The organism is Psychrobacillus sp. BL-248-WT-3 (genome assembly GCF_012843435.1).
GTDB lineage: Bacteria > Bacillota > Bacilli > Bacillales_A > Planococcaceae > Psychrobacillus.
The window spans coordinates 34,792-58,004 of the sequence record NZ_JABAFC010000023.1 but is presented as its reverse complement, the minus strand read 5'-3'; the positions used below and the strand labels follow the sequence as shown (position 1 = coordinate 58,004).

The following is a 23,213-nucleotide window of genomic DNA, read 5'->3' as shown; positions in this document are numbered from 1 at the left end:
ATTTTGTTTTGCTGGCATCATCATTAAATGATGTCAAAAATTGTTTTGCGTCAATCAAGCCGAAGCTTGTTGATGCTATATGTCTTAACGTTTTGCATGTTCAGTTTTCAATGTTCATTGCGCCGTTCGTTTTGGCGACTTTATTATCTTACCAAATCTACTTTTCAATGTCAACAACTTTTTTCAAGTTATTTTTGTGTGATTTAGAAGTAAAATTGGGAACTTGATTACTATACCACCCTGCCAGCACCTTTTACAAGGGCTTTTTAAAAGTAAAATAATTAAAATAATTCTCACCCAATATATAGTCGTATAAATAGAAAGGGACACTACTAGTAGTAGTGTCCCTTTCTTAAACTCTTTAATCTCTATGACGCATAGTAGGGAATAATAAAACATCGCGAATAGATGGGGAGTTTGTTAATAACATTACCAAACGATCTATTCCAATTCCTAGTCCACCTGTTGGTGGCATTCCATATTCTAATGCCTCTAAGAAATCTTCATCCATTTCATGTGCTTCATCGTTTCCTGCAGCTTTCTCTTCTAATTGCGCTTCAAAGCGATTACGTTGATCGATAGGATCATTTAACTCTGTGAAAGCATTAGCATGCTCACGACGAACAATAAACAGCTCAAAGCGATCTGTAAAACGTCCATCCTCTGGATTTTTCTTCGCAAGTGGAGAAACTTCCACTGGATGTCCATAGATAAATGTTGGTTGTACTAGAGTTTCTTCTACTTTTTGTTCAAAGAATTCATTTAGTACATGTCCCACTTCCATAGAAGGTTTTACTTCTACTCCATGTTCTTTAGCCAAGGCATGAGCTTCTTCTTTCGTCATCTCTTTCCAGAAATCAACTCCTGAAGTCTCTTTGACTGCATCCGCCATATGCCAGCGTCTCCAACCAGGAGCAAGATTGATCTCATCATCTCCATACATAACTGTAGTAGAGCCAAGAACTTCTTGAGCAACATGTGCTACTAGATTTTCTGTTAGATTCATGATGTCTTTATAGTCAGCGTATGCCTCATATAACTCAATCATTGTAAATTCAGGATTATGACGAGTAGATACACCCTCATTACGGAATACACGGCCTATTTCATAAACCTTTTCTAAACCGCCCACAATTAGGCGCTTTAAGTGTAATTCAATTGCAATTCGTAAATAAAGCTCCATATCTAATGCATTGTGATGAGTAATAAACGGACGAGCGGCTGCTCCCCCTGCCACAGTATGTAACAATGGTGTCTCTACTTCTAAATAGCCTTGGCTATCTAAGTAACGACGCATAGATTGAATAATACGGCTTCTAGTGATAAAAGTGTTTTTGCTTTCAGCACTAGTCATTAAATCTAAGTAGCGTTGACGGTAGCGTTGTTCAACATCTTTTAAACCGTGGAACTTCTCTGGCATTGGACGTAAGGATTTAGTTAAGAAGGTAAACTCTGTTGCTTTTACTGACAATTCACCTACCTGAGTTCTAAATACTTTACCTCGAACTCCTACGATGTCACCTAAGTCTGCTGTAGTAAATAGCTCGTAAGCATCTTCACCAATTGCATCTTTTCGTACATATATCTGAATTTGGCCGCCTAGGTCTTGTATATGCGCAAACCCAGCTTTTCCTTTTCCACGCTTCGTCATGATTCGCCCAGCTATTATTACTTCGTGAGGCGTTTCTTCTAACTGCTCTTTTGTGAACTCTTCAAATTCAGAAACAACTTGATCACTTAAATGAGTTCTTTCAAACTTTCCGCCAAATGGATCTAATCCTTTTTCTTGTATCGTAGTCATCTTCTGGCGTCTCACCAAAAGTTGATCATTTAATTCTTCCATGTTAGACATTTCCTTCACTCCTTTTACAATCTATTATTCGCAAGTATCCTTTACGTTGCATTTATTGTACACAATTTCAGTGTTTACTTCATCTTTTATTTCTGTCACTGACCTGACGACTAAATAAAAAACGGAAAGAGCCGTCACTTGATGTGACAGCCCACTAAATTAAGCAAGAATTGTGCTAGCCTCATTATATTCCTTTAAAGACTCTTCTGCAAAGAAGCGCAAGTAATCCTTAAGCTCTTGTGCAGTTTCTGTTTGGTTAATCATATTTCTAGCCGTCCCGTTTCCACGGATTCCTTTAAGATACCAAGCTGCATGCTTACGCATTTCCCGGACCGCAATACGCTCTCCCTTAAGAGCAGTTAGACGATCAAAATGCAGTAAACATACGTCAATCTTCTCTTGCGCAGTAGGTTCAGGCTTTAACTGTCCCGTTTCAAGGTATTCTACTGTACGATAAATCATCCATGGATCACCTAATGCTGCTCGTCCGATCATTACACCATCGACGCCTGTTTCATCTAACATACGTTTTGCATCTTGTGGAGTGTTCACGTCCCCATTACCGATGACGGGAATATTAACTGATTCTTTCACTTGTCGTATTAGATCCCAGTTTGCTTCCCCCTCATACATTTGTACACGAGTGCGCCCGTGAACGGCAACGGCTGCTCCACCGGCACGCTCGACTGCTTGTGCATTTTCTACCATATATAAGTGTTCTTCATCCCAGCCTGTACGCATTTTTACACTTACAGGTTTTTTTACATTATCTACAACTGCAGATACCATCTCATATATCTTGTTAGGGTCTAAGAGCCATCTTGCCCCAGCCTCACATTTTATAATCTTATTCACTGGGCAACCCATGTTAATATCAATAATATCAGCTGAAGTGTGCTGATCAACATATTGCGCTGCAGCTACTAGTGTTTCTTTTTCTCCGCCAAAGATTTGCAAAGACAATGGATTTTCACGTTCATCAATGTAAAGCATGCTTAATGTTCTTTCATTTTTTTGAACAATTCCCTTATCGCTAATCATTTCTGCATAGACAAGTCCCGCTCCAAACTCTTTAACCGTTAGACGGAATGCTGAGTTACAAATACCAGCCATAGGTGCCAAAACCACCCGGTTATCCATTACATGGTTACCAATTTGAAATGGCTTAGTCGGTGCATTTGTCATTTATCTTCACCTGCCTCTATTTCTCCTTTTAATTCTTCTAGCTTTATATCAAGTATGGCAGCAATCTTTTCCAACTGTGCTTCGGTTGGAGCTCGCTTACCTTGTTCAATTTTCCCAAGTATAGACACAGACATATCCATTTCTTTTGCAAGCTCGACTTGCTTGATCATCTTTAACCTTCGAAATGCACGAATGCGTCGACCCCATCGAACTTTCTCCATAAATGGACGCCCTCTTTCTGGTCATGCACTAAATTCGAAAAAGCTTGTTTTGTCCGCGGATCGATTATATTAGGATTTAACTCCATAAGCGGAACAAGCACGAAGCCTCTTTCCGCCATCCTAGGATGAGGAATAATGAGGTCTTCTGTTTTCATATTTTCTTCATTATACAACAAAATGTCAAGGTCTACTGTTCTTGGACCCCAGCGAACTATTCTCTTTCTCCCCAGTAAGTCCTCTATTTCATTGCATTTTCCTAATAATTCATGTGGAGTAAATAAAGTCTTCAGTTCTACAACTATATTTAAAAATGCCGCTTGGTCCACGTAACCGACTGGAGCTGTCTCGTAGACCGACGACACCTTCAGAAACTCTATCTGTTGTGTCTCCTTCAATAAACCAACTGCTTCTTGTAAAAATTCTAATCGATTCCCTATATTCGATCCTAAGGAAATGTATGCTACGTTCATAATATACCCCTCGTTATATCAACAGCTACCGAAGTGTAGTGGCCTACTATAGGAGGGTTTGGTTTTACTAGATGTATTCGGCATCCACTTACTTTTTCCTTATACTGCTCCAGTATTCGAGAAGCAATTCTTTCCGCAACAGCTTCTATTAACAAGTAGGGTTTTCCCTCCACGATCTCCTTACAAAGCTCAAACACCTCAGCATAGTTAACCGTCTCGTCTAAATTATCTGTTTCCCCGGCTTTTTTTAAGTCACAGGCAAGAGTCACCGTTACTTTAAAAATTTGCCCGAGCTTTGTTTCCTCTGGAAGTGCCCCATGAAATCCGTAAAATTCTAAATCATTTAAATGTATATAGTCCATCTGTTAAGCCTCCGCTTTCATCTCGATGCCTTTACCTAATAAAGCATCCATCATTTTCGTCATTCTTGCCATCTCCTTGACATCATGAACTCTCACTATATGACAGCCAAGCTGGACACCATAGCATACTGTCGCTCCAGTACCCTCCATACGTTCGTCCACTGGCAAATTTAATACATTACCAATCATACGTTTACGGGAAGTAGCCAACAATACTGGGTAGCCCATATCCACGAGGTCAGCTAAATGCTGCATCATTAAAATATTTTGATCATGAGATTTTGCAAATCCTATACCTGGGTCTAACCAAATATTTTCATGAGGTACACCTGCTGTCCTGGCAATATGGATGCTTTCTTCTAAATCCTTCTTCGCCTCTATCCAAAGATCTACATAGTCCTCACCATCTCGATTGTGCATGAGTATAATTGGGACATTGAATTCGGCTGCCACATTGGCAATCTCCGGATCTTTCTTAGCTCCCCAAATATCATTAATGATGTGCGCCCCGGCCTCTATAGCTGCTCTAGCTACAGCTGATTTATACGTATCAATAGAAATGATTGCATCCACTTGTCGGCTAATAGCTTGAATGACCGGCACAACACGTGCAATTTCTTCTTCATCAGATATTGGCGTGTATCCTGGTCTAGTGGACTCTCCCCCAACATCTATTATTTTTGCTCCTTCGGCTACCATTTGTTTTGCTCTACCGACAGCCTGCTCTATCTCGTTGAACCTTCCACCATCCGAAAAGGAATCCGGTGTAACATTAAGAATGCCCATTATAATCGTTTCATTTCGAAAATCTAGAGTAACTCCTCCAGCTTTAAATGTTTGTAAATTATGTTTTAAATTCATGTTATGCTCTCCTTTTTCCCTGAATACACGCAACATATTGTTTGTGGAGCTCTTTGTAAACAGGACCGAGATTTCCTAAAAACTGTTTCCCGCCAATACTTTTAATCGGAACCAGCTCCTGAACTGCGTTTGTTATAAAAACCTCTTCCGCAGATTCTAAATGATTCTTTGTGTAAAAACCTTCTTCTATATCGCTTGTACAATTTTTTAAAATCCATTTTCTCGTCGTTCCATTTAATATTCCAGTCTCAACAGAGGGAGTATATACTTTCCCGCCATTTACCCAAAAGACATTTGAAGTAATACCTTCTGCCACATAACCTGAGGCATTTATAAAAATCCCTTCCTGAACAGCTAGTGAGTCTAGTTCAAGCCTAGCTTGAACATTGTTTGCAAAGTGGTGGGATTTATGACGAATGCTGCTCTCTGGAGTATTTCTGACAGTCTTTAACCATACTGCCGACTTCTCTTTACCACGTATCATCGGAGGAAGGGGCTTTCGATATAAAATAACGGTTGGTTCCTGATAATTGTTTGGCTGTAATCCCAGATCATGAATACCTGCACTAACGTTTAAACGAAAATACCCGTCTTCCCCTTTATTCGCTTCTGTTAATAAATTCACAGCCTCCAAAATGGCCTGCTTGTCATATGGCAAGTCTATACGAAAATCGGCCAGTGCCTCTGTGAGTCTCAACCAATGCTCATCCCATAAAAATACGTTGCCATTGTAAGTACGAAACGTTTCGAAAAAGCCAAGGCCATATAAGAAGCCATGATCATAGGCTGATACCGTTAATTCACTAGCTTTATATAATTGCCCATTCTTCCAAGCCTCCATTTAGGATAGCTCCTTAGCATAGCAGTGGTCATGCACAAAGTTTTGGATTAGTTTTTTTCCTTCCTCCGTCATGATAGACTCCGGGTGGAACTGTACACCCTCTACTGGAAAATCCTTATGGCGTATTCCCATTATTTCTCCCTCCGCTGTCCAGGATGTAATTTCGAGATTGTCTGGAAGTGAGCCCCTCTCTACTATTAAAGAATGATAGCGAGTAGCAAGGAACGGGTTAGGCATATTCTTATTAACACCTTTACCATCATGAAAGACCGGAGACGTTTTCCCATGCATCAGTCGTTCTGCACGAATTACATTCCCCCCAAACGCTTGGCCAATGGATTGGTGTCCCAAACAAACCCCTAGTAAAGGTATTTTCCCGGCGAAATAGGTGATTACTTCTAAGCTGATACCTGCCTCGTTCGGGGTACAGGGACCTGGAGAAACAACTATAACTTGTGGTGATAATTGTTCGATGTCTTCTATTGAAAGCTCATCATTACGAACAACCTTTATCTCTACCCCACACTCTCCGATATATTGTACTAAATTGTAAGTAAAGGAATCATAGTTATCAATCATTAGAATCATTTGCTTGCTCCTTCCGCCATAGCCTTTGCCTGCCATAAAGCCTTTGCTTTGTTTATGGACTCTTTATATTCTGCACTAGGCTTTGAGTCAATTACTATACCTGCTCCTGCTTGGATATGAGCCATTCTATCTTGTATAAATGCAGTCCGTATAACGATATTAAGCTCTATATCCCCGGTATATCCAAGCCATCCTATAGAACCTGTATATAGTCCTCTTCGAACAGGCTCTAACTCATCTATGATTTCCATGGTTCTTATTTTTGGTGCTCCAGTAATGGTTCCACCTGGGAACATTGCTCTAACTATTTCTGCATTTGTCGCCCCTTGGCGTAGCTGCCCCTTAACATTTGAAACAATATGCATGACATGGGAATAACGCTCAATCACCATAAACTCATTTACTTCCACTGTGCCATAAGCTGAAACACGCCCTAAGTCGTTCCTCTCCAGATCTACAAGCATGACGTGCTCAGCACGCTCTTTTTCATTTTCAATTAGCTCATTGGCCAATAAAAGATCTTCTGCCTCGTCTTTCCCTCTTGGCCTTGTACCAGCGATGGGTCTTGTAGATAGCTCCAGCCCCTTTTTCTTTACTAATAGCTCAGGAGATCCTGATACGACAGTAAACTCCGGTGACTGTATATATGCCATATAAGGAGAAGGGTTGAAGGTACGCAATGCCTCATACATTTCAATGGCAGATGCTTTTAACTCTTTAGATTGACGGACTGATAAGTTAACTTGGAAAACGTCTCCTTGAGCAATATATTCTTGAATTTTTAGCGTAGCTTCTTCAAATTCCTCTGAACTCATCGACACATATAGCTCCGATGAATCCTCTTGAACTTCCATTGCAGCTCCTGGCAAGAAGATTCTAGAGGATATGCCCTGATCGGCTGCCTGTTTGTATCGCTCTTCCATTTCCTCTAAATCCTCACTACTGCTAGAGAGCTTCATCAATGTTACTGTTTCAGTCTCCACATCCAACACAGCCCAGCTATCTAATAGATAAAAGTATATATCCGGTATATGCAAATCATCTTCTGAATGGGTTGGTAGCACTTCTATCTTTCTAGCATAATCGTAGCTAATAAATCCAGCTGCTCCCCCTTGAAAATCAGGAAGGCTGTTATCGTAAGAAATCTTATAGTTTGCAATGAGACGCTCGAGCTCATCTAAGGGTTCGCCCTCTATAGATTCCTCCCCTCCTTCTCTCCACTTAACATGGATACCCTTCTCCTCAGACCTAATAGTAGCTAATGGATTCCAGGCCGCTACAGAAATATGACCGCCTCTCCCACTCTCTAAGAACAGATGATGTGTTTCGTTTTTGGTAAGCTCTCTATATCCATAAAAAAATGCCTCTTTAGACATTTGGAATGAATGTGTATGAAGATGTAATCCCACTATTTTCATTTCCCCCCTAAAAACAATCTGACTTCATCTTAACGTGAAACTGTTACTTTTTGCCACAAAAAAGAGAGGAAGTAAACAAACTCCCTCTCGTTACATCAACTCTTATGAAATTAACTTTCGAAACATATATAAATTAGTCTTCAAATTGATAAAGAGGTGTACTCAAGTAACGTTCCCCGTTGTCAGGGATAACTGCAAGAACTTTTTTCCCTTTACCAAGTTGTTTCGCTAACTGAAGCGCTCCATAAATAGCAGCACCTGCAGATACTCCACCTAAGATTCCTTCACTTTTAGCAACTTCACGAGAAGTAGCATAAGCATCCTCGTTAGAAACTTGAATAATGGAATCATATAACTTAGTATCTAATACTTCTGGTACAAAGCCAGCGCCAATCCCTTGAATTTTATGCGGTCCTGGTTTACCACCAGAAAGGACACTTGAATCTTTTGGTTCAACTGCAGCAATGTGGATATTCGGGAATTTTTCCTTTAACACGCCACCAGCACCTGTAATTGTACCACCAGTACCGATTCCAGCAACAAATCCATCTAATTGGTCAAATGCTTCTACAATTTCAGGACCAGTTGTTAAACGGTGTACCTCTGGGTTTGCAGGGTTATTAAATTGTTGTGGCATAAACCAACCGTTTTCATTCGATAGTTCTAGCGCCTTCGCAATTGCACCCTTCATACCATCAGCTCCAGGTGTTAACACTAATTCAGCACCATATGCACGAAGTAAATTTCTACGCTCTAAGCTCATTGTGTCTGGCATTACTAATACAGCTTTATATCCTTTTGCTGACGCAATCATTGCTAGCCCGATTCCTGTGTTACCACTTGTAGGCTCAATAATTGTGCTTTCTGCATTTAATTTGCCTTCTTTTTCAGCATTTTCAATCATTGCTAGAGCAATACGATCTTTTACACTGCTTCCAGGGTTAAAATATTCTAATTTCACATAAACCTCAGCATCTTCTGGGCTAGTCACTCTGTTTAATTTAACAATCGGTGTTTTACCTATTAAATCTGCTACACTATTCGCTAATTTTGCCATTCTACGATTCACTCCTAATCCCTACTTGATTGATAGGTTTTATTTCCTATATCATATCAATCTTTGAGAACTACTGTCAATTAATACAGTTCGCCAAATAAAGTAAATTTTATTATTGACTACTCTTTTAAAATAAGCAGTTCACACACATTTCCATAATTACTAACCTACCCCTTTTACTACAGTACAAACAAAAATTTAAATTCTTGTCCTATATATTCTACGGGACTTTAGACTCTTATATACATTTGTTTTCAAAAATGAATCCATTTCGAGTAGCAGCATGGTATATTCCCGACAATCTCTTGCGTCGTCTAAAAAAAACGCCCTCCAATGTTAGATTCATCCAACACTGGAGGGCGGTTTAAAGTCTTATTTTTACTGTTCGCCATATATCCATTCTGCTTTATATTCCTGCCAGAATGATTCTTGTGTTACAGATTGATGTATTTGACTTAGTGCCAACTCTCTCTTTATATGACCTTCTACTTTCTCATAAGAGAATGCTTGTCCTTCAAATATATCCTTTACAAGTGCTATTGCATAACGGCCATCCTTAAGAGCGATAACTCCGCTAGTCTTTCCTTCTTTAACTTTCTCTAATGCCTCAACTAAAGCTTCATCTATCGAATCAGTACCTTTAGAGATATAACCCACGTCTCCACCTAAGCTTGCAGAACTTGGATCTGTCGAACGCTCTCTTGCCAGACCATCAAAGGACGATTCATCCTTGAGTTCTTTTAAAACAGCTTTCCCTTCCTCTTCTGTAGCCACGTAAATAACGCTAGTACGGTAGGAAGTTGGGATATTATATAGATTTTTATTATTTTCATAGAAATCCTTTATATCCTTTTCCTTTACATTAACATCTTTTGCTAATACCTTCTCTAAAATAAGGCGAGATCGAATTTTCTTTCGTAATATCTCATCGTCATATGCTTGAAGGGAAGTGTCTGTACCTTCCCTTGTGGACCTAATAAGCGCTAGCTCCAGATCTATCTCTGCGTCCGTTACTTTAATATCGTTTTTCTTCGCAGCAGCCTCCATGACTTCTGCGTTTACCATATCTAATAATACTTCTTTTCCATAAATTGTTTCCATGGAAGCCATCCATTGCTCTTTCGTAATAATCTTTCCATCAACTGAAGCGACTTCTTCGGATGCCTTTGCTTGTTGATCATTTGGTATTAACCAAGCTATAAACCAAAGTAAGTTTCCAAGTAAAAGTATACCTAGTACAATAAGTACCGGTTTCGTTTTTAAACGTCGTTTAGGTTGAGTTGGAACATTATTATGAATTGATTTCATCGATAAAAGACTCCAATTCATTTACTGAGTAATTATATTTTTCCATACAAAAATGACATTGAGCCTCAGCACCACCATCTTCTTCAATCATGTCCCGGATTTCACTTTCCCCAAGACTGATAATTGCACTACCAAATCGATCTTTAGAGCAATTACATTCAAACTGTACTGGCATCTCATTTAATATTTGAACGTTTTCTTTCCCAAGAATTTCAAATAATAGTTCCTCTGGAGTCAATCCTCTTTCGATTAACTTAGACACCGGCTCCATCTTATTTAAATGTTCTTCTATAATTGTAATAGTCTCGTCATCTGTCCCTGGTAATAACTGAATGATAAACCCACCAGCAGCCAAAATGGAGTTGTCTGGGTTAACCAATACTCCTAGACCTACTGAGGACGGAACTTGTTCTGAAATAGCGTAATAGTAAGTGAAATCCTCTGCAATTTCTCCAGAAACTATTGGTACTTGTCCCGTGAAGAAATCTCGCATTCCTAGATCTTTGACAATTGTTAAAGTACCCTCTGTTCCAACTGCACGACGAACATCAAGCTTACCTACTGAGTTTAAGTCGAAATGTACTTGAGGATTTGTTACATATCCACGCACCTCACCTTTAGCATTGCTATCGATGATCATAGGACCAATAGGACCGTTTCCTTCTACTTTAACTGTTAACTTATCGTCACCCTTTAACATTGCTCCCATCATAACTGCAGCGGTCATAGATCTACCTAATGCGGCAGAAGCAGTTGGCCACGTTTGATGACGCTGCTGTGCCTCACCTACCGTACCTGTTGTGCGAACTGCAAATGCTCTAACACTTCCTTCAAAAGCTAAAGCTCTAACTAAATAATCATTCATTTATCTCATACCTCTTTCATCTATATTTCGTTGATAAATTAAATACAATCCTTTTAACGTAAGAAAAGGATCAATCATATCCATAATCGTTGTTTCATTACCTATTAAAGGAGCAAGTCCTCCTGTAGATATAACTTTAGGATTCACTTTAGAAACTTTTTTCATCCTATTTACAATGCCCTCCACTTGCCCAACGTATCCAAATACGATACCAGATTGCATGGCGGAAACTGTATTTTTGCCGATTACATGCTCTGGAGTTGTAAGTTCTATTCTAGGAAGCTTACTAGCCTTTTCAAATAATGCTTCTGTTGAAATACCGATTCCCGGAGCTATAGCACCACCCAAGTATTCACCTTTTTCATTTACATAACAGTAAGTGGTTGCAGTACCAAAGTCCACAATAATTAAAGGTGCTCCATATTCATGAATAGCTGCTACTGCATTAACAATACGATCGGCACCGACTTCACGAGGATTTTCATATTTTATATTCAATCCCGTCTTTACACCGGGACCTACAACTAAGGGTTTTATACCAAAATACTTCTTACACATCGCTTCTAAGGAGAACATAATTGGCGGCACTACTGAGGAAATGATAATACCTTCTATTTGTTCGAAAGTTATATTAACATGAGAAAAGAGTGCTTTGACCTGCATCCCGAACTCATCCTCTGTTTTACGACGGTCCGTCTCCATTCTCCAGTGATGAATCAGCTGATCATTATGGTAAATTCCTAGGACAATATTTGTATTTCCTGTATCAAGCACAAGTATCATGAAGATTTTCCTCACTTTTACGTAGATTTCCAACACATCATACCATATTTCCCGAGAAATAAAAAAGCTGAGTGACTCGCCTAAAGACGAAAATCACTCAGCTATATATTTTATTTATCAGTTGGACGTTTTTCTTGAATTGGATCTGAAGTACTATCTGTACGTTCTTCTAGAATAGGACCTGTCTCATGAGACGTGCCTTTTTCTGATGGTAAATCACCGATTGTCGGATCAGAAGAAGCTCCTGTAGCATCGGAATCCTTTTCCTTACTCAAATCAACCTTTTGATCGTTTTGATCGTATTCACGAACAGGTAGTGTTCCATGCTCTTGTAAATGTAAAATTTGAGCAGCATCTAACGTTTCAACATCTAATAACGTATTTGCGATTAAATCTAACAAATCACGTTTCTCTGTTAAGATCTGTTTAGTTCGTTCGTATTGCTCTTTGATCATCGTTTGCATCTCATGATCAATTTCATATGCAATCTTATCGGAATAATTTTGCTCTGAGTTAAAGTCACGACCTAGGAAGACATTTCCTCCTTGAGTTTGACCAAATTGCATTGGTCCTAGCTTGTCACTCATACCATATTCCGTAACCATTTTTCTGACGATACCAGTAGCACGTTGGAAGTCATTATGAGCTCCTGTAGAAACTTCTCCAAAGACGATATCCTCGGCAACACGACCACCAAGTAATCCTGAAACTTTATCCAAAAGCTCTGGTTTAGTCATGAAGTAACGATCTTCTTTTGGAAGCATTACCGCATATCCACCAGCTTGGCCACGAGGTACAATAGTTACTTTATGAACGACTTCTGCGTCATCTAGTGTTAAACCTACTACTACGTGTCCAGCCTCATGGAAGGCAACAATTTTACGTTCTTTTGGAGATATTACTTTCCCAGATTTAGCTGGTCCAGCAATAACTCGGTCTGTTGCTTCATCAATGTCTGACATATCAATTTTTGTTTTGTTTCTTCTAGCAGCTACCAGGGCAGCTTCATTTAGAAGATTTTCTAAATCTGCTCCAGAGAATCCTGGTGTACGTTGAGCAATTGCTTTCAAATCCACCGTATCATCTAAAGGCTTGTTGCGTGCATGTACTTGAAGCACTGCTTCGCGACCTTTAACATCTGGGCGACCTACTGTAATTTGACGGTCAAAACGTCCAGGACGTAGAAGAGCCGGGTCTAGAATGTCTGGTCTGTTTGTAGCTGCGATGATAATAATACCTTCGTTAGCTCCAAAACCATCCATCTCAACAAGTAATTGGTTTAGTGTTTGCTCACGCTCATCGTGACCGCCACCAAGACCTGCTCCACGTTGACGACCAACTGCATCAATTTCATCTATGAAAATAATACAAGGCGCATTTTTCTTTGCATTTTCAAACAAATCACGTACGCGGGATGCACCGACCCCAACGAACATCTCTACGAAGTCAGAACCACTAATAGAGAAGAATGGCACTCCTGCTTCACCAGCTACAGCACGTGCTAGTAACGTTTTACCAGTACCTGGAGGACCTACTAAAAGAATCCCTTTAGGTATACGTGCTCCAATTTCTACAAACTTGCGTGGATCTTTCAAGAAGTCTACAACTTCTACTAACTCTGCTTTTTCTTCATCTGCCCCAGCAACATCTGGGAATTTCACTTTTTTCTTGTCGTTATCATACAGTTTTGCTTTACTCTTACCGAAGTTCATCACACGGTTACCACCGCCTTGAGATTGGCTCAATAAGAAGAAGAATAAAATGATGATAATCAAGAAAGGAAGTAGACCGGTAAAGAACTGTACCCAGCCACTAGTTTTTGAAGTTTCAATAACATCAATTTGTACATTATTTGCAGTTGCTAGTGAATCTATTCTCTCTAGCACTTTTTCACTATTGTAAGGAAGTTTAGTTAAAAACTTTTCTCCTTCTTCATAGCCCTTCATAGAACCTTCTATAAAGTAAACTCCTTGTTCAGGTTGCATTGAAAAGCTAGTAACATCACCTTTTGAAAGTGAAGTCATAAATTCATCATAACGAATATTTTTAGTAGGGGTATTATTTGTATTGAACGTAGCAAATATTCCTACAATCACAAAAAATATCAATAAATACAATATGGCGTAGCGCAATGCTCGATTCATTCCTAGCCTCCTCACAAGGTAAACAGAAAAACTAATGATTATCTTAACATACGTTTTTTTTGGCGTACAATGAAAAGCCTTCTAAAAAAGAACAAAATTTTAAGGCTTTGTTCATATCTATTAATGGCTTTCATAGAGCCTCGCAGCTTCTAATTTAAAAAGAGTAAACTTCTTTTTTAAGAACACCCACGTACGGTAAGTTTCTGTATTTTTCTGCGTAATCTAATCCATAACCAACAACAAAAGCATCTGGAACTATAAAACCAACATAATCAGCTTCTAACTTTACTTTTCTGCCTGTCGGCTTATCCAATAATGTGACAATCTTAATAGATTTTGCTTTACGATACTTGAATAGATCTACTAAATAGCTTAATGTCATCCCACTATCAATGATATCCTCAATAATTAAAATATCTCGGCCCTCTACACTTGTATTCAAATCTTTTACAATTTTCACTTCACCAGAAGAAACAGTAGCATTTCCATAGCTAGAAACGTCCATATAGTCCATTTCGATGTATGTATCTACTCGTTTCATCAAATCAGACATAAATGGCATTGCACCTTTTAAAATTCCGATAGCAAGGGGAAATTGGTCCGCATAATCTGCAGTAAGCATAGCTCCAAGCTCATTTGTTTTTTCTTGAATTTGTTCTTCTGTTAATAAAATCTCTAGAATATCTTTCTCTAGCATTTCTAGTCCCCCTAGTCATTTATCTCGCTTTACAAACATCACATAGTTCTGCGAGCTGTATTGCTTTGAAAATAATTCTCCGTAGCGTAAGCCAATTACTGCAATTATATCATTGTTAGCTTGCACAAGCAGTGGCCAACTCATCCTATCCTCTGGTAAGACCTTCTCATCGATAAATAAACGGGAAACTTTTTTAGAAGAGGACATTCCCTTGATACGTATTCGATCACCTTGTACCTTCTGTCTTATAGAAAGCGGAAAGTGGTGGTTTTCTAATTGTACAAACCATTTCTCTTGGGAAAGATCGTCTGTTAAGTTTCGCGTTAAGTAGATGGAAAAGCCAGCACCGCAATTGATCCAACAATCTTCCGACAAAACAAATTCCCCACGTATAACAGGTGCCGTTTTATGAGCGCTAAATTGTATGTGGTTGTAATGGCGAGTGAGATGAAAAGCATTTGGTAAGTGTAATACCTCATTACCTTCATGATTATTGCAAGCGGCGAGAATGGATTCAATCAATCGATCGTTAAGTAGTATATCGGAGTTTTTGTATAGATACTCTAATAGTAGTAGAATCACTCTTCTTTGTAAAGCAATGGGAACTGTAGAAAAGCTTAGAGAATCTATAACCAATGCCCCTTCCTCATTAACCGTCACAAGCTGTTCATACTTTTTGGCCGCTATCTCTTGAAGGTACTTTTCATCCTGAAGCTGTTTCTCTACAAAATGCATTATGCGATCGCTTATATTTGGATTTTCTTCTTTCAAGAGAGGCACTAATCGATGGCGAATTCGATTTCTTGTATATGTATGTTTGTCATTGCTTGGGTCATGTCTATGAAGTTGTTGTTGGTCCTTTAGATAGGTTGCAATCTCTTGCTTTGTAACACCTAAAAAAGGACGGATTATTTGACCACTTGAAAAAGGTCTCTTTTTTGGAATCCCCGTTATCGTGGAGCTAATAGTACCTCTTATTAACGACATCAAGACATTTTCTATTTGGTCATCTGCATGGTGTCCCAACAAAAGCTTGTTATAATTATAGGTTTCCATCACCTCATCGAAAAAGGAATAACGCTCCTGCCTACAAATAACTTGAACATTTCCCCCTTCTTGTTCTACTCTACTCATCACCTCTAACGCAGCAGAATAGAAAGGAAGTTTTAAACGATTAGCTAATTCCTTGACGAATTCGAGGTCCTCGGCAGACTCTTTTCCACGCAATTGATGATCTGTATGAACAATACCAAGCTCACAACTGTAAAAAACCGCAAGTTCCCTCATGGCTAGTACCACTGCAACAGAGTCTGTACCGCCAGAACAAGCGATAAGAAGACGCTCTTTTTCTTCAATCAATCGGTGCTGGTCTATATATTGCTTCACCTTTCGAACGAATGGATGCATCTTCTCATCTCTCCCTTAAAAATAATCTATCTTCATAATTCACTTCTCTATAAACATTTATACTAGTCTAGTGTACCATTTTTTCTTGAAATTTTGCGGCTTGTCTTGGTGAAAATATCGACCATTCCGGTACAGCATGCTTCACCTGCATAAAGATTACAGTTCTATCATCTCCTGGCAATGAGTAGGTTTCCTCTAAAATCTTCACAAATTTTTCTGCACTCATTGTAGGGTCCTGTAACACCTTTTTGTAGTAGGCCTCCTGTTTTTCTATTGTTGTATTTGCTGAAAACACACCATCTGATAGCATTAATAATATATCTCCATCTTTAATATCGACCTTTTTCGCCTCTATTGAAAAAGTAGGCAAAAAGCCAAATGGCACATGCTTACTTTCAATTTTACGCATCTCATTACCTCGAATTAGATACGTAGACATACTACCAGCTTTCCAGGACCACAACTCTCCCTTTTGTAAATCTATTAAAGCCAGATCTACCGTAGCATAGCTATCTGAGTCATCTTGTAGACTCATCATATAATGCAATGTATGCATAGTTGTCTCAGGATCCATTTTCTTATGAAGACATTCCCTCATAAACTGCATTACCCTCCTACTTTCCCTATGTGCCTCTACATTATTACCCATCCCATCCGATAAGATAACAGCTAATAACCCCGGGTGTAGCTGGAAAACGGCATGTGCATCTCCTGAATAGATTGTATTTTTACTAGAAGAAGTAAATATATCGTGTGAAACACTAAATCGGACAGAAGATTTAAATGATACTTGAATATGTTCATATGGGTGATGAACTTCTTTCATCGAAGTTATTTCAAAAGGCTCCTTCCATAGCTCATATAAAATCGGAATTATTAACCTTTCCCCTATCATTTTACCTCTTGCTTCTATTGGCAAACAGCAGACTACCTCCATCTGACCCACATCAATGTTCAATACATCTATTTGATAAAACGGAATATTGCATTGCTGAAATTTCTGTTTCACCTCTTCCTCCTGGGATGTATACAACGCAACATTATTTTCTAAGTTGTTCATCAGCTCACTCATATGATTTCCCATATCTCTCAATTTTAAGGCAAACATCTTTTTGCCATGCTGCATTTCATAGGCTAGCTTTCTTTTCGCCTCCCTCTCCTTTAATTCGTGCATTATTTGTAATGGTTTAACGCATTTAAACTGCATTTTCTTTTCTAACTGTATCCTCGCTTTTTTAGGTTGCTCCTCCCATTGTTGAATTAGACTCGGTATGCCGTTTGATTTTGCCCCCCAACATTTTTCATAATGAAAACAAGACTGACAAGTTACTAATGCTTCTACCCTCTCCTCACTTGCTGCTTTAGGTTCAAATCGATCTGATATAAAACGCGTAATGAAATCCACAAAGTGTTGAAATTCCTGTAACTGATGATTCACCTTTTCAGTCATCCACTTCTGTCTTCTCAATAAGACATGCGTCGTGTCAGGATAAAGCTGTTCCTTCAAATCCTTAATCCATGCAGAAGGAATCATAAAAAAGATTAGCGAGGCCGCTACCAATGAGCCGATATAAACCGAATCTAAGGGTAACGTTCGATCATATAGCAGAAAGAAAAATGTGGCTCCAAGCATACTGAATGCCTGCCAGAGCCTGCCAAATCTCTTATGGAGACCCGCTAAGAAGCCGGTCAAGGCATAAACCGCAATCATTCCACTAAAGCTTAAGGTGGAAATACTTAATACCGTGCCCGCCAGGACTGCCACAACAGTAGAAAGTTGAACACCTCCTACCGCGGCAGCAACAGCAATTACTAGGTGTGCAAGTATTAATGGAACCGAAACATAACCAATGATAAAGGATGACATACCAGTTAGCACTAGGGCCCCTATTAATAAAGCAGAGCCCATCCTTTCCATTGTCCATTTTTTATGGATCAATTCGGGTAATGGAATGAACAACTGAAACAAAAAGATTGTCATGAACAAGCTCAATACACCTTCGTACCCTATCGCTAACCAAACAGAAACTGGAACTGAGCCCCCATATGAAGCGAATTGCCAAAGAACCTGGATCAATACGACATCTATTAATACAAATAAGGGAATAGGGATTTTATTTATCAGCTTCTTTCCTTGAAGCGTAAAGAAAATACCCTGAAATACATGAATCATCAATTGCCCTAATCCAAGCGTCAAGCTTCCTAATAGTGCTCCTGCAAATGTCCAAGGAATAAATCGTTGAAATCTTAAGCTAACCAATGCCCAAATAGGCAAGAAAAATGGTACTGACGCTTCGAATAGAACAACCTGGGCTAAGAAAAATGAAAGTACAAAGAATGTCGCCATTAAGGTTAAGGTGACCTTTCTTGCTTGAATATTTTCAACTACCCTTCTCCATGTGAAACTTCTTTTTTGCTCTTGTTCGTAAATAGTTTTCATATTGTATTCCTCCCTATTCAACTCATGTTCGAAGTATACCTAGTGGATCTCAAAAAGTATGTCTCTTCCTGGCACCACTCTCAAAAACTTTTCGACCTGATATACCACGTTTTGAATTCCCTGAAATATTGAATGATGCATTTGGCCCTGGACCACTCGAAAACCAACGTATTCCTAGGTTATTATCCGCACATAAATTGTCAGTTTTTTTCGTAAATGAATATTTATGAATATCTTTTTAAAAAAGTATTGACACTTTGTCCAAACGCTTGTAATATGATATTTGTTGTTATAACGGCGGCCTAGCTCAGCTGGCTAGAGCGTACGGTTCATACCCGTGAGGTCGGGGGTTCGATCCCCTCGGCCGCCATTTATACGGCCCCTTGGTCAAGCGGTTAAGACACCGCCCTTTCACGGCGGTAACACGGGTTCGAATCCCGTAGGGGTCATCTTTAAAAAGAGGTTGCATACTTGCAACCTCTTTTTTGTTATCCTTTTATCAAAGGAGGCAGGTAAATGTTTAAGAAGAAAAGTGATCCACTTGTAGTAGCTGAGCATTTTGTTCAGCAATACTTTCCTCATTGTCTAGGAGCCATTTTAGCTGGGAGTGTTGTTCGAGGAGAAGGTACCTCCACCTCTGATTTGGATATTGTAATATTCGATGAGCACATTCTCACCTCCTATAGAGAATCTCTATACTTAGAAGGATGGCCAATAGAGGTATTTGCCCATAGTTTGAGCTCCTACAAGCAATTCTTTGAGCTGGATTGTGAAAGGGCTAAGCCTTCCCTTCCAAAGATGGTCGCGGAGGGAGTGGTATTAAAGGGGCAAGGGGTATTGTCCCCTATTCAAGAAGAGGCTCGCGTACTATTGTCGAATGGACCGAGGGAATGGTCTAAAGAGACTATTACGATGAAACGCTATTTTCTTACAGATGTTTTAGATGATTTTATTGGCTGTACAAATACCCAAGAGGAGCTATTTGTCGTCCATTCCCTCTTAGATCTAGCCAATGAATTTGTATTAAGAACAAATCGGCAGTGGACGGGTACGTCTAAATGGGGGTATCGTGCTTTGAAACAATTTGACGAATCATTTGCAATTAAATTTACAGAAGCCTTCGATGCCTATTACAAGCATCGTGAAAAAGAGAAGATTGTCGAGATTGTCGACGAGATGCTTCAGCCTTATGGTGGGCGTTTGTTTGAAGGGTTTTCTTTAGGCAAGCCTACCAGTGATGATCACTAAGCATAGTTAACCTAATGCAACAGTTGGAGATATATCTGTACGATAATATATCGGAAAGACTATGCGCCTGCAAAGAAAAATGGAGATTATCATATTGTAGATCATTTATAATCTTCTAAACCTAGTGTTTAATTAGTTGATTCATATTAGAATCTTCAAATATTAATTCTTTCTAAAATTTTGTAGTAGGATACTTAAATCTTTCCAGAATGTATTTTTATATTGCTTGAAATTGTGCAGAACATTAATTTGCATAGTAGGAATACTAAGTGATTGAAGTGAAAGGCGGCGACTCCTGCCGGAATAGCATGAGGTGAAGCCCCCACAAGCGCAGCGACGAGGAGGCTGAGGCCATGCCGGCGGAAAGCGTCCGACTGGAACGGAAATCGCAATTTCTTATTTACTTCCCAAAGAACAAAACCCGTAGACCTTTTGAAAATGGTCTAACGGGTTTTTGAGAGGTTAGTTATTATATTCCGGTGTTATTTGTTTTTGATGATGTAGGTCATGCTCGATGAAGTCTGTAAAATAATTTCGTATAGTACTTGAATGGTCACCAATATAAAAGTACTTATCCCATTCTACTTCATCAATTTTCTGAAGCTCTGCCATGATCGCTTCACGTTGCTTTTTTGCATGAGCAAGGGTTTCTTTAAATGTTTGTTCATGAGCAAGGGCTGCAGCTTTTGCATTGAAGTCTTCGAAATTCGGGTACGCTTGATGTTTTTCCCCTTCTTTCATTAGAGGTAAACGCTCCTGCAAGGTAAACTTATCCCACTCTGCCAGATGCATTACAATCTCGTTTGGAGTCCATTTCCCTTCTCGATAAGGAGTATTTCCTTCATCCTCACTCATCTTCTCAAGAAAGGTCAACCAACGTAAGTAGTTTTGATGTGCATGTAGAATTTCATCCTTAGTCATCACTCATCCTCCTACACTAAATCCTAGATTTAACTATTCATTCTCTTTTTCATGGTTGTACTAAGTAAATATTACCTTAGTTGTGTGTATTTTGAAAATATTTTAAATACAAAAGCTTTGTTAAAGTTATTGGTTGATTTTGACTGAAAAAAATTTTTTTTAGTGACTGTAAACATAAACAAAGGAACCTTCAAATGGCTATTAAGAACATAAATAGATGATGAAATTGGGGTTGGTGACAGTTTTTAGCTTTGTTTATGCGAGTAAATTTATTAGCGCTTTATGATGCCAAAGCTGTTCCCATTTATTGATTGGAGCACCAGACGGCGACTCCTACGGGATGAGTGAGACAGATAAGACATTACAACCACGCGCGTAAGCGATGGGTGATGGCTTATCGCTCACCCCGAGGAAAGCGTCCGGCTGGTGCGAAAAATCAATTCTACTCTCTGATTTAAGATTTCTTTGCAACATAAAATAAATCAACCCTAACCTTTAACATAGCCAATACAAAAAAGGCACTAGCTAAGCTAGCACCTTTCTACATCTATTAAACATTTTTTCTACCGATAAAACAGACAGCATGTTATCCTCGTTTTGCGCCTCTACCACCGCGTTTAGATTCAGTTGCGCGTTTTAACGTAGTCAAACGATCTTCACTATCCTTTAAGAATCTCGCCATTTTTTGCTCAAAATTCTCTTTGCTCGGACGATCACGATCGTTCGGGCGGTTATTGCTGCGTGGACGCTGAGGACGTTCTGGTCTCTCTGGTCTTTCTGCTTGTGGCTTTGCTTTACGAATAGATAAGCCGATTTTGCCATCCGCTTCAACATTCATCACTTTAACTTCTACCATGTCGCCCACTTTTAAATGATCATTAATATCCTTCACATAGTTATCTGCAACTTCACTAATGTGAACTAGACCAGTTGAGCCTCCTGGAAGCTCGACAAATGCTCCGAAGTTAGTGATTCCTGTTACTTTACCTTGTACCTTGCTGCCTACTTCAATTGACATAAAAAAAATGCTCCTCCTTAAAATTTAAGCGGTCCTTAAAAAATGAATTTGTATAGTTTTTTTATACATATCCTATCTTTTATTATAGCTAACAAAAAAAGAGTGTCAACAAGACCACTCTCTTCAAATTGGTTTTTTTTAATTTACTTATCATTTTCCTCTGGAAGAGAGAAGATAATTTCGCCTTCCTCTGAAAGGAAAAACTCTTTTCTTAATAGCTTTCCGATGTAATCATCATCATTTAACTTGGAGATTTGGATTTTGAGCATTTCTTGGTCTTCTTGAACTTTTGCTAGTTCCTCTTCAACCTGGACCTGCTGTTCCTTTTTCTCTGCTAATGTTTGATGGCTGTTCACAAGGGTCATTATTAAAAATCCAGTTACCGCTATTGAAACGATAAAGAATGCTGCTAACCGTCTAAATAACCGAACTTTTTTAGATTTTATTCGAGATTCGCGACGTTGAACAGAGCGTAAATAATCTGTATTTATAGATGCCACTTGTTTTTCGTATGGTTCTTTTTGTATTTGTCTCTGCCTCACATCGTTCTCTCCTATCTTTTCTTATATTTTTTCTTATATTTTTGGTATCTTTTATTATAACTTATTTTTGGCAATTTCTGTAGTGCCAATAGCTTTAATTTTTTGTATGGAGTACGGAATGGTTTTATTATTAAACTGATAATAAATATGATAAAAGATATAATTTTTCCAAGAATCCTTAAAATGGTCCGAATTATGAACCAAATCGGCTTTACTACCAAACGCAAAAAGATTCTTCCAGCTAACCGAAAGACGGGCTGAAAAAATAACTGGTAAAGGAGGATTCCTAACACTTGTGCAAGTGGATCATAAATTCTCCAAATCCCGTCTCGTACATTAAAAAGAATGTAAAAGGTCGCTAGTCCCATTAAAATCCAAATAACTATTTCTAACACTACCTGATATTTAAAAACAAAGGAACGCTTGGGAGTATGCCCCGTTATAAAACGCGTTCCTTCTATTACAGCACCAACTAAAATACCGCTGCCAATCATTAGCATTAAACTATAAAACTGTAGAGAAAGTGTCATCCGAATAATTTATGAAGTAATCCTCTAGCACCGTCTGAACTTTGTTCCTCATCGTACTCCATAGATCGTACAATGCCCTCCAAAGTTAGAAGTCCTTTATCAACATCTAGATGGACAATCTTCAAGTCCTCTCCTTTGATATGAAGGGTTCCTTGAGATGTACGTACATAAAATTCCTGCTGATCAAATCGTTCGATTGCTTTTACAGATGTTAAGTCCATTCTTTTACGATTTCTAAGTGAAATTAAGTGATCCCCCGACGGAATTGTGATAGTTTGATTCTCTGCTTGATATTGCATATACTCTCTCCTCTCCTTGTCCTAATCTATTGTATGCTCCATATAAAAAAAGCATGACACAATCTCATGCTTTTTTTTAAAAGAATTTATTCTTAATAGATTTAGCCTGAAAGGAAGACTATCATCTTCCAATTTAAACGTAATCTTTGAAAACCA

Annotated in this window: 23 protein-coding genes and 2 tRNA genes; 3 read left to right on the top strand and 22 right to left on the bottom strand. The window is 38.8% G+C overall.

What is annotated here, in order from left to right:
• Positions 1 to 361: 361 nt before the first annotated feature.
• From lysS to HF876_RS12395, 17 genes are all read right to left on the bottom strand, one after another.
• On the bottom strand, positions 362 to 1,852 hold the full coding sequence (gene lysS, locus HF876_RS12475; RefSeq protein WP_169360382.1) for a lysine--tRNA ligase: 1,491 nt from the start codon (positions 1,850 to 1,852) through the stop codon (positions 362 to 364).
• 159 nt (positions 1,853 to 2,011) lie between these two features.
• The gene (dusB, locus tag HF876_RS12470; protein WP_169360381.1) at positions 2,012 to 3,037 is read right to left on the bottom strand and encodes a tRNA dihydrouridine synthase DusB; all 1,026 of its coding nucleotides are present in this window, start codon (positions 3,035 to 3,037) and stop codon (positions 2,012 to 2,014) included.
• A complete protein-coding gene (locus HF876_RS12465) occupies positions 3,034 to 3,258 on the bottom strand; it encodes a helix-turn-helix domain-containing protein (protein WP_169360380.1) in 225 nt (74 codons plus the stop codon). The genes dusB and HF876_RS12465 overlap by 4 nt, the downstream gene beginning before the upstream one ends.
• Positions 3,210 to 3,731: a 2-amino-4-hydroxy-6-hydroxymethyldihydropteridine diphosphokinase gene (gene folK, locus HF876_RS12460; RefSeq protein ID WP_169360387.1), complete on the bottom strand. Its 522-nt coding sequence runs from the start codon at positions 3,729 to 3,731 to the stop codon at positions 3,210 to 3,212. The genes HF876_RS12465 and folK overlap by 49 nt, the downstream gene beginning before the upstream one ends.
• Positions 3,725 to 4,090, bottom strand: a complete 366-nt coding sequence (folB, locus tag HF876_RS12455; RefSeq protein ID WP_169360379.1) for a dihydroneopterin aldolase — start codon at positions 4,088 to 4,090, stop codon at positions 3,725 to 3,727. The genes folK and folB overlap by 7 nt, the downstream gene beginning before the upstream one ends.
• Before the next feature lie 3 nt (positions 4,091 to 4,093).
• Entirely contained in the window at positions 4,094 to 4,951 is an 858-nt protein-coding gene (gene folP, locus HF876_RS12450) for a dihydropteroate synthase (RefSeq protein WP_169360378.1), read from the bottom strand.
• Position 4,952: 1 nt separating this feature from the next.
• Entirely contained in the window at positions 4,953 to 5,792 is an 840-nt protein-coding gene (gene pabC / locus HF876_RS12445) for an aminodeoxychorismate lyase (RefSeq protein ID WP_169360377.1), read from the bottom strand.
• Positions 5,793 to 6,380: an aminodeoxychorismate/anthranilate synthase component II gene (pabA, locus tag HF876_RS12440; protein WP_169360376.1), complete on the bottom strand. Its 588-nt coding sequence runs from the start codon at positions 6,378 to 6,380 to the stop codon at positions 5,793 to 5,795.
• Positions 6,377 to 7,798: an anthranilate synthase component I family protein gene (locus HF876_RS12435; protein WP_169360375.1), complete on the bottom strand. Its 1,422-nt coding sequence runs from the start codon at positions 7,796 to 7,798 to the stop codon at positions 6,377 to 6,379. Before HF876_RS12435 ends, pabA begins: the two co-directional genes overlap by 4 nt.
• A 133-nt stretch (positions 7,799 to 7,931) precedes the next feature.
• Positions 7,932 to 8,855, bottom strand: a complete 924-nt coding sequence (gene cysK, locus HF876_RS12430) for a cysteine synthase A (protein ID WP_169360374.1) — start codon at positions 8,853 to 8,855, stop codon at positions 7,932 to 7,934.
• 378 nt (positions 8,856 to 9,233) lie between these two features.
• Entirely contained in the window at positions 9,234 to 10,163 is a 930-nt protein-coding gene (locus tag HF876_RS12425; protein WP_169360373.1) for a peptidyl-prolyl cis-trans isomerase, read from the bottom strand.
• The gene (hslO, locus tag HF876_RS12420) at positions 10,147 to 11,028 is read right to left on the bottom strand and encodes an Hsp33 family molecular chaperone HslO (RefSeq protein ID WP_169360372.1); all 882 of its coding nucleotides are present in this window, start codon (positions 11,026 to 11,028) and stop codon (positions 10,147 to 10,149) included. Before hslO ends, HF876_RS12425 begins: the two co-directional genes overlap by 17 nt.
• Positions 11,029 to 11,811 (bottom strand): type III pantothenate kinase, encoded by a 783-nt coding sequence (locus HF876_RS12415; protein ID WP_169360371.1) that lies wholly within the window; start codon positions 11,809 to 11,811, stop codon positions 11,029 to 11,031.
• Positions 11,812 to 11,921: 110 nt separating this feature from the next.
• Positions 11,922 to 13,955: an ATP-dependent zinc metalloprotease FtsH gene (gene ftsH / locus HF876_RS12410; RefSeq protein ID WP_169360370.1), complete on the bottom strand. Its 2,034-nt coding sequence runs from the start codon at positions 13,953 to 13,955 to the stop codon at positions 11,922 to 11,924.
• 154 nt (positions 13,956 to 14,109) lie between these two features.
• Positions 14,110 to 14,652, bottom strand: coding sequence for a hypoxanthine phosphoribosyltransferase (gene hpt, locus HF876_RS12405; protein ID WP_169360369.1), 543 nt, complete (start codon positions 14,650 to 14,652; stop codon positions 14,110 to 14,112).
• A gap of 15 nt (positions 14,653 to 14,667) precedes the next feature.
• Positions 14,668 to 16,059: a tRNA lysidine(34) synthetase TilS gene (gene tilS / locus HF876_RS12400; RefSeq protein WP_169360368.1), complete on the bottom strand. Its 1,392-nt coding sequence runs from the start codon at positions 16,057 to 16,059 to the stop codon at positions 14,668 to 14,670.
• Positions 16,060 to 16,126: 67 nt separating this feature from the next.
• Positions 16,127 to 18,499 (bottom strand): SpoIIE family protein phosphatase, encoded by a 2,373-nt coding sequence (locus HF876_RS12395; protein WP_169360367.1) that lies wholly within the window; start codon positions 18,497 to 18,499, stop codon positions 16,127 to 16,129.
• 296 nt (positions 18,500 to 18,795) lie between these two features.
• Here HF876_RS12395 and HF876_RS12390 point away from each other — a divergent pair.
• The 3 genes from HF876_RS12390 to HF876_RS12380 all read left to right on the top strand — a co-directional run bounded on the left by HF876_RS12390 (position 18,796) and on the right by HF876_RS12380 (position 19,747).
• Positions 18,796 to 18,869 (top strand) — tRNA-Met (locus HF876_RS12390).
• Between the two features lie 7 nt (positions 18,870 to 18,876).
• A tRNA-Glu gene (locus tag HF876_RS12385) sits at positions 18,877 to 18,948 on the top strand.
• Positions 18,949 to 19,015: 67 nt separating this feature from the next.
• The gene (locus tag HF876_RS12380; protein WP_169360366.1) at positions 19,016 to 19,747 is read left to right on the top strand and encodes a nucleotidyltransferase domain-containing protein; all 732 of its coding nucleotides are present in this window, start codon (positions 19,016 to 19,018) and stop codon (positions 19,745 to 19,747) included.
• A gap of 462 nt (positions 19,748 to 20,209) precedes the next feature.
• On the opposite strand, the gene HF876_RS12375 is transcribed toward HF876_RS12380, so the two are convergent.
• From HF876_RS12375 to yabP, 5 genes are all read right to left on the bottom strand, one after another.
• A complete protein-coding gene (locus HF876_RS12375) occupies positions 20,210 to 20,668 on the bottom strand; it encodes a DinB family protein (RefSeq protein WP_169360365.1) in 459 nt (152 codons plus the stop codon).
• Between the two features lie 586 nt (positions 20,669 to 21,254).
• On the bottom strand, positions 21,255 to 21,686 hold the full coding sequence (locus HF876_RS12370; RefSeq protein ID WP_169360364.1) for a S1 domain-containing RNA-binding protein: 432 nt from the start codon (positions 21,684 to 21,686) through the stop codon (positions 21,255 to 21,257).
• Between the two features lie 143 nt (positions 21,687 to 21,829).
• Positions 21,830 to 22,228, bottom strand: coding sequence for an FtsB family cell division protein (locus HF876_RS19265; RefSeq protein WP_251556968.1), 399 nt, complete (start codon positions 22,226 to 22,228; stop codon positions 21,830 to 21,832).
• Between the two features lie 11 nt (positions 22,229 to 22,239).
• Positions 22,240 to 22,758: a spore cortex biosynthesis protein YabQ gene (gene yabQ / locus HF876_RS19375; RefSeq protein WP_169360363.1), complete on the bottom strand. Its 519-nt coding sequence runs from the start codon at positions 22,756 to 22,758 to the stop codon at positions 22,240 to 22,242.
• On the bottom strand, positions 22,755 to 23,057 hold the full coding sequence (gene yabP / locus HF876_RS12355) for a sporulation protein YabP (protein WP_169360362.1): 303 nt from the start codon (positions 23,055 to 23,057) through the stop codon (positions 22,755 to 22,757). Before yabP ends, yabQ begins: the two co-directional genes overlap by 4 nt.
• Positions 23,058 to 23,213 lie beyond the last annotated feature (156 nt).